The following is a 13,040-nucleotide window of genomic DNA, read 5'->3' on the forward strand; positions in this document are numbered from 1 at the left end:
CAGGGGAGTAAAGGACAAGGCTTTCTTTTTGTTCAGGCTGGCTAAAATTTATGCTTAATCAACGAATCCCTCAGATTTTTACGTTGATCCCGAATTCTGCCGTTTTTTGCGTGCCGGGGGAAAACAAAAAATCCTGATTTCACTTGGAATCAGGATTTTACTGTCTTTTGCTTTTCTTCAAAGTGGTGCCACCAGGAATCGAACCGGGGACACAAGGATTTTCAGTCCTTTGCTCTACCAACTGAGCTATGGCACCATTGTTCCTTGTTTGCGGTTGCAAAGGTACGCAAACTTTTGAAACCTGCAAATATTTTAGCAAAAAAATACGTTAAAATATAATGCGAAATTAAACTGTATAGTGATATTTAGTTTGTAAATTATTGCTGTCCGATAAAAATTGTGTGGGAGTATAAAATTAGGGCTGATTTCATTTGCGAGGTCAGCTCATTTCCGTTAGATTTCTGTCGCTAAATAAATAATCCAACTGTATACATTTTAGCGGACAGACGCAAAAATAGGGATGCAGTCTGGATGAAACGTCTTCGGATTATTGACTCCACTACTATCACACTGTTCTCCAATCTGTTGTTCAAGGGTGTGGGTCGTCATCCCAAGACCGGCAAAAAGAAAGGGGGCATAAAGGTGCACACGGGTCATACACGCCAATGCGAGAGTCCCTTCAGATATTAAGTTTATATCTGCAGTCACCAACGATTCTTTTATGTTAAGGTCGTCAACACTAAACAAAGGAGACATAATTGCCATGGACCGCGCATACATTGACTATGAGAAGCTGAAAACTCTCACATAAAGAGATGTATTGTATGTGACAAGATGAAGAAAAAAACTGAGATACAGCATTATAGAGGACTGTATGTACAAGAACACAGACGGCCTTATGGAAGTGCGCATATAATATATCACATTCTCAAAAGTTCTGAAGGGAAGTGGATTGCTCGTTCATCATGCCCTTATCATCACTTATGCCGATGCAAAAAGAACAAACTGATAGCATTGCTTACAAACGATATGGAGTCAGACTCGAACGAGATTATAGAGATTTACCGTAAACGCTGGGAAATTGAACTGCTGTTCAAACAGATAAAACAAAACTTCCTGTTGAAATACTTCTATGGGGAAAGTGCAAATGCCATCAAGATACAGATTTGGGTGCACTTATAGCCAATCTGCTTCTGATGGTAATGAAAAAGGACTGACACGTTCTTAGAGTTTCTCCGGGCTTGCAACCATGATACGGATTACGCTTATGTATTATGTGGACTTCTACAGTCTGTTTAATCACCCGGAAAAAGATTGGGAAACGCTCTTAAGCGTAAATCGGAAGGAAGATTATCAGCTGTCTATCTTTTGACAGGGCTTGGAATAAGACTCGATCACTGAAAACACAATGGTCGAACGCTACATTTTTATATTTAATCGTTTTTATCGGATTGCAATATTTGTAAATATACATTTTCCCTCATTGCCTAATCATTGTTTCTTCTATTGAAATCTTGTCCGATAACCGAAATTGGACTGAAAGCGAGAAAGCAGGCCTTTCAATCCAATTGGCTATAAACTTACTTACGATTTATTCGTAAACAAATTTGGTCTCATTAAGTATCTATATACAACTTGAACTTGCTAGACTAAGTTTGTCATTCATGTTTTCTGTTATTAAAGGATTTCAGCATATCAAGACGAATAGTAAGTGTAACTATCTTTTTTCCAAAGCCAATGAAGTTTTTTCAGTCTTTAAAATGGGAGTAACTTGCTATATGCAATCGCACAAATTAATCAACCGGGCGTATAATCACCCTTCTATATCCAGTCAGTGCAGGAGAACCATTGTCCATTACTTCACAAATCATATGTAATTCCTTGCCTGCTGCATCTTGTGGTATATCAAAGAATGCGACAGGCTTATCAGTTTGCATAATCTCTATATGGCCTGTATAGGTACCAGCTTCTGGCAATATCCACCAATGATATGCTAATGAGTCATTATCCACATCAATTGATTCAGATGCGTCCAGCCATATTCTTCGTCCCACTTTCGAAGTAATGATGATAGGATCCAAACCCTTTTTGCCATTTACATAGACAGACGGATTATGATTTCCTTCGCCACAAGCTGCCCAATCCATCCGGGCTGCAAAATCGGCAAATATGGCCGGATAAAAATATTTCTCGTATTTCTCGGATACAGCTTTAACATCCGGAGCTGCATTGGTGTAACACTCCGTCAGGCTGTCAGGCGAAAGCGCCCAACGGAAATAGCCGCCCCAACCCACCTGATTGCCCACAGCAGGATTATTCAACCCATTGGGAAAGACATGCAGATAAGAAGGCGTATCCCCTTCTACTCCATATTTGTTTTTCGGATAGACCTTTCCTAAATGGCCATGTCCCTGTATATGGGTGGCATATTCATTCCAATTCATACTTCCAAGCGTGTTCTGCACAAGCCAGGCACTTTCATCCCAGAAGAAACGCAACTCCTTTCCGCAAGTCTTACGCAGCCATTGATGGGAACTGAACGCATAATCTACAGGAGGCCCCCCACATACGTCCTGATCTGTAATCGTATATACACACAGTTTATCCAGAAACTTATGCACCTCCGATTCGCTCCGTTCCTTTCTAACCCGCCACACAGCCTGTGCCAATGTGTTGGCACCGCCCCATACCGTAATCCATAACGGACGGCTGTCCTCTTCATCAACCAGCTTGATTATCAAGTCACTCCCCGGAGAATCATTGTTTTCACCAATCCGTTCTATTCCCAGCCCTCTGCTTCCCAACACCGTCCGACTGCGCAGATAACCGGCAGTGGGCCAATAGCCCAATTCCTGCTTTCCGTTCTCCTGCCTTTCCGGTAAAAAACCTTCCTGCTCCGACCGCTTCATCAGATTAGGCAAATCTTTTTCATAAGCGTCGATGACCGTCAACAAACTGTCCATCCAACTTTCGGGATAGGTACCGCCACAGATATTCCATCCGCCTGTAGCGACCAGTCCTTCTATTTCAAACAAATCTGCATAAGCTAATAAGCGGACCATGGATTCCATGTCATCAGGTTCAACATTAGCCGGAGCAATATCTGTTAAGACGACAATACGAGGCTTCAATAGGGATTCATCATTTTGCTTGCTTGTTCCCGCTGATGCAGAAAGACATAAAATCAATAATCCAATAGAGGTCCACAATTTTCTTGCTTTTAAATTCATGGCTTTTTAAATAAATTTGTATAACTAATCAATTGTAATTTTTACATTAGCTGATTGTAATCCGTTAGATGTTGCCACTAAATGTGCCGTACCCTGCTTTCCTTGATTCTGAATCACAACCAGACATTTTCCATAGAACGCTCGGCGCTTGTTGGCCTTGAAGTGTTCCATTGAAATTGGACTTCCATTGTCCACACCAGCAATGAATATGTCACCTTCCACTTTGAAGTTCACTAGATTGTCTGCATTTGGGCATAAATTTCCGTCTTTGTCCAAAATTTCTACAGTGATAAAGCTTAAATCTTTTCCATTGGCCGTCAACTGCGAACGGTCAGGAGTCAGACGAATCTGTACCGGTTCACCCGCCGTACGGATTTCTTTTTCTCCGACAACTTTGCCATTCTTCCGTGCTATAACTTTCACGCTTCCCGGCTCATATTCCACGCGCCACATCGCATGCAGGCAGTCCGGAGTCTTTGACTTCACTCCTTGAGATTTTCCATTAACAAACAATTCCACTTCATCCGCCTTGTTGTAATAGCACCACATATCCACAACCTGCCCCGGCTTCCAATTCCAATGCGGGAAAAGATGCAAGACCTGCTCCTCCGACCATTCTGACTGATACAGATAATATGTATCCTTCGGGAAACCTGCCAGATCCACAATGCCGAAATAGGAACTGCGCGCCGGCCATCCGAAAGGTGTCGGTTCACCTATATAATCGAAACCTGTCCACACATATTGTCCGCTGATAAAGTCATTGTCACGTATTAGTTTAAGTGTTTCCTCATGTGTGTTACCCCACGGAGCGTGACAATTGTCATAAGAGGAACAGGAAAAACTGGGATCATAAAACGGCTTGTCCCATCTCTCCGGCCAGATAAACTCCTTGTCGCTTGGCATTTTGTAATATCCACGTGTGGCTAATGTAGAATTACTCTCAGTAATGATGAACGGCTTGCTTGGAAAATTTTTCGGTACGTCTAGGATATTAATATTGTGATAGTTATATCCTATAATGTCCAATGCGCCCGACTTGAACAAGTGATTGAAAGGGTTCGGTTCGTTGCAACCAGCTGTGACGGGACGGGTCGGGTCAAGCTCTCTCACAATATCCGCTAGCTTTTTCGTTAGTAACGAATTCACACTCATTTCTTCCTCCTTCGCCAACATATTCTTTGAATGGCCGAAGTTTAGAATCAAGTTCGCTTCTTCCAGACTTAACGTATCCGCATTTGCATGGCTCCATTGTTCAAGCACTTCGTTGCCGATACTCCACATAAAAATTGAAGGATGGTTACGGTCGCGCATGATAAAGTCGTGCAGGTCACGCTCATGCCAGTCATTGAAATAACGCGCATAGTCATGCGCTGTCTTTTTCTTGCGCCACATATCAAAAGCCTCATCCATTACGATAAACCCCATCTGGTCGCACAGGTCAAGCAATTCGGGAGCGGGAGGATTGTGTGAACAACGTATACCATTGCAGCCCATTTCCTTCAGAATTTCCAACTGACGTTCGATAGCACGCATGTTCACGGCAGCTCCCAGGCAACCTAAATCATGATGCATGCACACTCCGTTTATCTTGGTCGGCTTTCCGTTCAGCACAAAACCTTTTTGTGCGTCAAATTTGAACGAACGGATACCAGTGATAGTTTCATACCGGTCGATACAATGTTCACCATCCATCAGCTCCGTTACAAGCGTATACAGATAAGGGGATTCAATATCCCAACGATGCGGATCTGCCACACTCAACTGCTGGACAGCCACTGCATCCGCCTGCCCGCCGACTTGGCACAAAGTATCAGTCTTGGCTACACATTTACCTTCCGCATCAAACAGCGATGAACAGACGGTCACCTTTGCATCCACATCTGTTTCATTGGAAACTGTCGTCTGCACACGTACAATAGCCTTCGACTTGTTTACAACAGGAGCCGTTACATAAGTACCCCACTCGCCGACATGCACAGCTTCCGTTTTCACCAGCCATACATTCCGGTAAATGCCGCAGCCCGAATACCATCTGGAGTTTGGCTGTTCCGAATTGTCCACACGCACTGCCAGCACATTCTTCTCCCCCCATTTCAGATGAGGAGTCAGATCATAGCTGAAAGTTATATAGCCGTAAGGACGACGTCCCAACAGGATACCATTGAGATATACTTCCGAATTCATATAGACTCCATCGAACACAATCCGGAACTTCATGTCTGAATCCGCTTTTTCAGGGACAAATGTCTTTCTGTACCACCCTATGCCGCCGGGAAGCGCACCGCCTCCCGTACTGGAAGGATTGTCCTTACTGAAGTTACCTTCTATGGCCCAGTCATGGGGCAGGTCTAGCAACTGCCAGCCTGTATCCTCAAAATTTGCATCGACAGCTTCAGGTTCATCTCCATTGTGAAAACGCCAGCAATCACCGAGGTTTATCCTTTCACGGCAGGTACTAACAGTTGTACTAAATACCATAAAGCAGGAACAACAAAACACATGTAAGAAAAGCAATAATGTCTTCATATTTTACTCTTTCTATTGAAAACCTATTATATTACCCAGTCATTTACAAAGGCAAAAAAGCCCTCGAAATCATCCCTGTTGTCGGGATTCTTCTCTCTTTGAAAAAATCAAACGTACTTCAGCAGTTGTTTAAATTTTTTTCGGTGAAACGACGCAATCAGACTTCTTCTGCTTCCTGTCTGTTTCCCTGGAACAATTCACCAAATAAATCTGGCATTATTTAAACAGGTCCTCAATCAAATCTTTATTGAAACTTCTTTACCCGTATATTGCACATCAATACCTTTGGCTTTTATATCAAAAGCCTGCGGTCTATCCTTATTGACTACCACTACCGTAAATGTACGTTCCTCCAACATACCCGGAAACGAGCCTTGACGTTCGCCGATAATCAGCGTACGGCTGTTATCGTCATATTCCATCGGAATTATCGCGTACATTCCCTTTTCATAGTTGTAGTTCACGCCTTCGTCCTCATAAAGTGTAAACTCGCCGTCAGCACCCTGATATACATAAAGACGGATATGTGTGGCAGACTTTTCATCAGAATACTGTATATCCTCACCGAACGGAACGATGGAACCGGCACGCACATACAGAGGAACATGTTCGTAAGGAGCCTCCACTTTTGCTCTTATTCCGCCTTCCCGGAACTTCCCGGTATAGAAATCATACCAGCCTTCCGACTTCGGGAAATAGACCTCACGGCTGCGGTCACCATAATGGTAGACCGGAGAAACCATAAACGCGGGACCGAACATGAACTGGTCACCGATGTTGTTGACATTCACATCCGACGTGAAATCCATAACCAATGGGCGCATGATGGTATAGTCCTTGAACCAGGTCATGCCGGCAAGCGAATAGATGTAAGGCATCAGGTTGTAGCGCAATTTCGTATAATATACAATGGAATTGTATGCAGGATGACCTTCCGGAGCGATTTTCCACGGCTCACGGTACGGATATTGCCCGTGCGCACGATACAGCGGGCAGAAGGCTCCGAACTGAAACCAGCGCGTGTTCAGTTCACGCCATTCCTTGCAGTCCGCATTTTCTGTCCGTGTAGCATTCCATTGCTGTTGTCCTGCCACATAACGGTTCTCTACACAGAAGCCACCTATATCCATTGTCCAATAGGGAATTCCGCTGACTGCAAAATTCAGACCGGCGGAAATCTGTGCCTTCATATCTTCCCAACGGGTCGCGATGTCACCGCTCCATGTGGCAGTGGAATAGCGCTGCAAACCGGCAAAGCCCGAACGGGTTAGCAGGAATACCCGCTTGTTGTTGTCTGCACTGCGCTGTCCATTGTAGATTGCATCCGCGTTCATCAGTGCATATGCATTGAAATATTCTGTCGACGGGCCCAATGCCGTAGGTCCGCACAAGTCTTTACGGTACTGCAAATCCGTACAGTCGCGTACGTTCGGTTCGCTGGCATCCATCCACCAGGCATCGATGCCCAACGGATAATAGTGTTCGTACATCTGTTTCCAAAACAACTTGCGTGCCTTGGTACTGTATGCGTCATAGAAACCGTATGTGTATCCTTTGCCAATCCAATCCTTCAGGCTGTCCTTCACGGATTGCGGATAAATCCATCCGTTCCTGTCAAATTCCTTGTAATGCTCGGTCGTGGTATAGAACTTCGGCCATACGGACACCATTATATGCCCGTGCATTGCATGAATGGAATCGACCATCACTTTTGGATTCGGGAAATGCGCTTTGTCGAACTCATGGCTTCCCCATGCGTTTTCCGGCCAGTGGCTCCAGTCGAGCACAATGTTGTCTATCGGAATTTTCCGGTCACGGAAACCTTTCAACGCATCCAGCATTTCATCCTGCGACTTGTAACGCTCCCGGCTCTGCCAATAGCCCATCGCCCATTTAGGCATGATGGGAGACTTGCCTGTTAAGGTACGGTAGCCGCTGATTACATCATCCATATCATCACCGGCGATAAAATAATAGTCCAGCTGAGGAGTCATTTCACTCCACCACGACTGGTTGCCCTGCTCTTTCGGGTCAACCGGACTGAACACACGCAGCCCGGAATAAGAAACCGCTCCGTCCGGATTCCATTCCACCTTCAACGGCACACGCTTCCCGGCCTCCAGATTCACGGAGAACTTATAGCTGTTCGGATTCCATGCCGTGCGCCAGCGCTCCGGAACCACCAGTTTGTTGTCGATATACACTTTGGTATAGCCTGCATAATAGAGGATGAACTTGAATTCCCCGCTCTGCGAAGGCTCAATCTCCCCTTCATAAGTGACCTTTGAGCCATACAGCGGAAAGTCTTCCGGCAAATTCACCACATGATTCAGGTCGCCTCTGACCAGATGCTCAAAATAAAGCGAGTCCTCCCGGCGGACCAATGTCCCGGCACCCGATTCCGGAGCGGGGACATAAGTACCTGTTATCGCTCCCTCTTTTCCGTCCTTGTCATACAGCTTGAACACATCCCCCAACTGGGAATAATCGTTCGGATTACCGAAACGGCAGAGCGAATAGCTGTCAAGAAGCACGCCGTAATTCTTGTTGGAAACGATGAACGGAACGGAAACCTTCGTGTTGTACTGGAAGAGCTCTTCATTCTTTCCCTTGTAATTGAACTCATCCGACTGATGCTGTCCCAGTCCGTAGAAAGCCTCATCGTCCGGTGACTCAAAAACCTGACGGATAGTATAGCCTCTGGTCCCTTCTACCTCTATAGGAGTGAACGTCTTGCCGCCTCCCTTGTTTTCCTGAAGAATCATGTTCCCTTCTTCATCTGTAAACCAGACCTCCCCGGTCGATGCAAGTACGGAAGCACGGAGCTCGGAAGTAACGACCGTCACCGTATCACCTTTCTGCTCCACACCGAACGGCGTCTGTTCCTTCTGCGGAATCACAACCAGACTTTGGGGGTCGGCGAACTTACTTTCCGGTGTCGCCGACACGTGGACAAGTTTGTCGCCCATCACTTGCAGACGTACCAGCTGCACATCTGTATCGTTTTTCTGTTGTACTTTTATAATCACTCCATTATCTGTTTCTTCATAAATTTTTGAAAATGAGCCTAATAACAGACAAGCTAGTAGATAATAAGAAATGTTTTTCATATCCATATCCCTGATATTAAAGTTTAATGATAATATTTCTTTTTGTAAAGGTATAAGTTATTATCCAAACTTGTGAATCCAAATGTTTCATATAAAACCTGCATTTATCTATCATCTGTCTTATATGTTTTCACTCAGGGTATGATTTGTTACTTTCCCTCTTTTTCCTGGTAGACGGAAGGTAAAACTCCGAACTCATCCTTAAAGTAACGGCTGAAATATCTCGGATTGTTGAAACCTACTTCGTATGCTACTTCCGACACATGGAGTTGGCTTTCACGCAACAACTGTGCGGCTCTTTTCAAACGGATTACGCGGATGAACTCAATCGGAGTCTTGCCCGTTATTTGCAACAGCTTCTTGTACAGATGCACACGGCTCATCCCCAGTTCGTGGCTCAGTTCCTCGACCGACAAGTCACTTCGGGAGATATTGTCTTCCACATACTTGATTGCCTTTTCTATCAACTTTTCATCCAGAGAGGTAATAACAATTTCACTGGGGGCAGGATCTATCTTGGAATGAGTGACCTGCCGATAACGGCTCAGCTCAATTAGCTTGCGGATACGCAGAACCAGCGCAATCATATTGAAAGGTTTGGTCACATAATCATCGGCACCCGTCTCAAGTCCTTTCACCTTTGATTCAACCTCTTGTCGGGCAGTAAGCAGAATTACCGGAATATGCGATGTCTGCTTGTTCGATTTAATCTTCCGGCATAATTCATTACCGTCCATTCCCGGCATCATCACGTCACTGATTACCAGATCCGGACAATTCTCCTGAATCATCTTCCATGCCTCTTCACCGTTTAACGCGACATCCACACGGTACTGCAGTTCCAAACTATGCTTCATGAACATGCGGAAATCTTCGTTGTCGTCAACCACAAGCAAAAGCGGAAAATTGCTACGGTCGGTCTGCTCCACAACCTGCTCCGATACACTATCTGCATCCGATTGCCCCACAACAGGTTTCGGCAGTTCGGCCATGACATCCACATGCCTTACCGGAATGCGCACCACAAACACAGTCCCTGTCCCTATGTTGTCGAACACTTCCACTGTCCCCTCATGCAGACGGACGAAATCACACACCAGACTCAACCCAATTCCGCTACCCGTCGTTTCCTCCATACCCTTATGGTCAGTCTGGTAGAAACGCTCGAAGACATGCTCCTTATCCGCATCAGGAATGCCGATTCCTGTGTCGGAAACTTTTATCTCCATCATTTCCTTTTCACCTTCTATACGCTCCATTATCACGGTCACACGTCCACCGTCAGGAGTGTACTTGAATGCGTTTGAAAGTAGGTTCATCATCACTTTCCCTACTTTGTCCACATCGAAGGCCATCGAAAAGCTTTCCACTCCGGAAAAGAAAGAGAAACGGATATGCTTCTTGTCGGCCATCAGCAGAAACGAATTGCAGACCTCGCGGACATACGACACAATGTCTCCCTCCGCCAACGATAGTTGATGTCCGCTCATCTCCCCTTTCCGGAAATCGAGTAACTGATTGACTAGCATCAACAGCCGCCTTGCATTCCGGTACATCAGCGTCAGCACCGATTTACGCGACTCATCCTTCTCCTGTGCCAGCAGTTCTTCCAGCGGAGCGATAATCAAGGTCAGCGGAGTCCGGAGTTCATGACTGATATTCGTGAAGAAACGAAACTTTATCTGATTCACCTCCTCATTCTTAGCTGCTTCATGTTCTATCTGCTGCATACGATACTTTTCGCGTTCCTTTCGTAGGATATGCCTGCGGGCAAGAAACAGCAGCGACACAAAAACGAACGCATAACACAGCCATGCCCACCACGCAAGCCAGAAAGGAGGATGCACCACAATCGTCAGGCGGGCGACATCTGTACCTTCATATCCGTCACTGTTTGTGGCCTTCACATTCAGTGTATATGTTCCGGGAGCAAGACTGGTAAAAGTCACACGGTTTATCCCTGCGGGAAGGACGAGCCATCCGTCTCCCAACCCCTTCAAATTATATTGGTAGGTTGTCTTGTCCGGCAGATTGAAGTTGTCTGAAGCAAACTCCACGGTAAAGATATTCTGGTCATAGTCCAGTTCAATCTTCCTGAACCGGTTCAAGTCCCCCGGAAGGATTACACGTCCGTCATATTTTTCTCCGGTCTTCACTTCCTTGTCGAACAAATAAAGAGATGAGAACATCACCTTGGAAAGTACTTTGTTATAACGCATTTCATCGGGATTGAACACATTCAGTCCATAAAGTCCGCCGGCCACAATCGTGCCGTCCTGTAAGGTCCTTATCGCCCGTAGATTGAAGTCGCAGTTCTGCAGACCGTCCTTTTCATTATATAGGCGTGGCTCGAACACATATCCTCTGCGGCTGTCCCCGGAGAATTTCAGATGCACCATCTGACGTGTAGAAGAAATCCACATGTCATGATTCCGGTCTTCCGTTATTCCGGATATGATTTCACCCGACACACCCGTTATGTCCGGAAAGACTTTTACGGAATGGGCTTTCTTGTCATAGACTTTCAGATTACCGCGAGTGGCAATCCAGATTAGACCACGGCTGTCACTGTACACCTGATTCACCTCATACTTGTCAGTTTCGCCTCTCTCAATTTTGTCATTACTCCCCACCCGATAGCACTTGTCAGGATTCTGCAAATCAATCAGAGCCGTCCCACCTAACATGCCGACAGCCAGTTCGTCATCTTCCGTCACATCCAGTGACGAAACCATATCTTCAATCTGTTTATAGGTATGAAGCTCATTCCGCTTCAGGTCTATATATTGAAGCCCTCCTTCCAGAAAACCGAGCCAAAGTCTGGAACCTTCTGTCTCCAATGCCCAAACGCTCTTGTTTAGCAACCCGTCTGACATGGTATAATGAAGCAGACGGCCATGTTCCATACAATAAAGTCCGCCATTGAATGTACCAATCCACAACCGCCCGTCAGATGACTTCTGCAATGAGACTACCGGACAGCCCAAGTTATAGGATTTTTCTGCCAAGCCTGTATTTCTGTTCCATAAAATGAGTCCCCGGTCGTTCGTTCCCAACCACAGACGTTCATTGTCCATCTGTTCGATGCAGGTAACGTCACCCACTTCATGCATATTGAACTTGAACATGCTCTCCCCATACATGGAAACGCCTTTCTTATAGGTTCCCACCCACATCACTCCATTACGGTCAGCATACAGTGCATAGACGGTGTTGTGCGACAAACTCCGGGGATTCTTCACGTCATTCGCCACATTAATCACCTTCCCGGTTTTCTTGTCGAGGACATCGATGCCCCCATAATCCTTCCCTATCCAGATTCTTCCCTGCCGGTCCTGAGATACCGAATGGACAAAATCAGACTGATTCCTCCATGGCTCTACCAAATCCGCAAGCCATCTTCCTGCCCGCACATCATAAGCCCACAGACCGTTCACACAACTTATCCATACGCAGTTGTCCCTGTCCACAAAGAGAGAGAAACGTGCCGTTCTGTCTTTCACCTGTTTTTCAATGTCGTCCTTTATCCATCTTATCTTCATATCCGAAGAGTCTAGACACACCATTCTTCCCGAAGCATAAAGCAGGAGAATTCCGTCACAGCATTCGGCTATGGCATTGACTCCGTAATCAGGAAGCTTCAGGGCATGCAGAGACCGGAACTGTACCTGTCTGTCTTTGCTTACCCGGTAAAAGCCTTCAGACGGCACACTGAGCCACGTGTTTTCCAACGAATCGACATACACGTATTCCGGCCCTTTCATCTTGCTTCCTATACTCCTCATAAACTCTTCCAGATTTCTATTGAACCGGTCTTTTGTCTTGTCGAACAATGCATATCCCGTACTCAATCGTACCCACAGGAAATCGGGAGCGTCCATCAGGCCGATTACATTATTGTCGGGGATGGATGTCGAATCCTCGGCAAGATGCCGGTAGACCTTAAAACGATATCCGTCATAACGGTTCAGTCCAGAAGCTGTCCCGAACCACATGAAACCGTCCTTATCTTTCAGAATGGCATAAACGGAGTTATTGGAAAGTCCGTCAGCCACCTCCAGATGCTTGAACATGAAATTCTGGGCAGACAAAGAAACCACCACCGACAAAAAACTTAATATAAACAGGAAACGCATTTTCATTCTGATAGACCAAAAATGTTTTTTTGAGT

At 45.6% G+C, this 13,040-nt stretch carries 5 protein-coding genes and 1 tRNA gene; 1 reads left to right on the forward strand and 5 read right to left on the reverse strand.

The features are described from left to right. Window positions 1-183: 183 nt before the first annotated feature. A tRNA-Phe gene (locus OCV81_RS14810) sits at window positions 184-256 on the reverse strand. 578 nt (window positions 257-834) lie between these two features. On the opposite strand from OCV81_RS14810, the gene OCV81_RS17895 reads away from it, so the two are divergent. Next, window positions 835-1,182 (forward strand): transposase, encoded by a 348-nt coding sequence (locus OCV81_RS17895; RefSeq protein ID WP_022353162.1) that lies wholly within the window; start codon window positions 835-837, stop codon window positions 1,180-1,182. A gap of 611 nt (window positions 1,183-1,793) precedes the next feature. Here the strand turns inward: OCV81_RS17895 and OCV81_RS14820 are convergent. The 4 genes from OCV81_RS14820 to OCV81_RS14835 all read right to left on the reverse strand — a co-directional run bounded on the left by OCV81_RS14820 (window position 1,794) and on the right by OCV81_RS14835 (window position 13,011). Then, the gene (locus OCV81_RS14820; RefSeq protein WP_148330726.1) at window positions 1,794-3,230 is read right to left on the reverse strand and encodes a DUF1593 domain-containing protein; all 1,437 of its coding nucleotides are present in this window, start codon (window positions 3,228-3,230) and stop codon (window positions 1,794-1,796) included. Window positions 3,231-3,254: 24 nt separating this feature from the next. Continuing rightward, on the reverse strand, window positions 3,255-5,711 hold the full coding sequence (locus OCV81_RS14825; RefSeq protein ID WP_394802551.1) for a glycoside hydrolase family 2 TIM barrel-domain containing protein: 2,457 nt from the start codon (window positions 5,709-5,711) through the stop codon (window positions 3,255-3,257). Between the two features lie 284 nt (window positions 5,712-5,995). Beyond that, window positions 5,996-8,875: a TIM-barrel domain-containing protein gene (locus OCV81_RS14830; protein WP_148330728.1), complete on the reverse strand. Its 2,880-nt coding sequence runs from the start codon at window positions 8,873-8,875 to the stop codon at window positions 5,996-5,998. 143 nt (window positions 8,876-9,018) lie between these two features. Next, complete coding sequence (locus tag OCV81_RS14835; RefSeq protein ID WP_148330729.1) at window positions 9,019-13,011, reverse strand: hybrid sensor histidine kinase/response regulator transcription factor; 3,993 nt, start codon at window positions 13,009-13,011, stop codon at window positions 9,019-9,021. Between the last annotated feature and the right edge of the window lie 29 nt (window positions 13,012-13,040).

It is taken from the genome of Phocaeicola fibrisolvens, assembly GCF_025567125.1.
Taxonomy (GTDB): Bacteria; Bacteroidota; Bacteroidia; order Bacteroidales; family Bacteroidaceae; genus Phocaeicola; species Phocaeicola fibrisolvens.

Excerpts from the sequence above, each read along its gene's own strand:
- OCV81_RS17895 (WP_022353162.1), top strand. The coding sequence starts at position 835 with ATGAAGAAAAAAACTGAGATACAGCATTATAGAGGACTGTATGTACAA.
- OCV81_RS14820 (WP_148330726.1), bottom strand. The coding sequence starts at position 3,230 with ATGAATTTAAAAGCAAGAAAATTGTGGACCTCTATTGGATTATTGATT.
- OCV81_RS14825 (WP_394802551.1), bottom strand. The coding sequence starts at position 5,711 with ATGGTATTTAGTACAACTGTTAGTACCTGCCGTGAAAGGATAAACCTC.
- OCV81_RS14830 (WP_148330728.1), bottom strand. The coding sequence starts at position 8,875 with ATGGATATGAAAAACATTTCTTATTATCTACTAGCTTGTCTGTTATTA.
- OCV81_RS14835 (WP_148330729.1), bottom strand. The coding sequence starts at position 13,011 with ATGAAAATGCGTTTCCTGTTTATATTAAGTTTTTTGTCGGTGGTGGTT.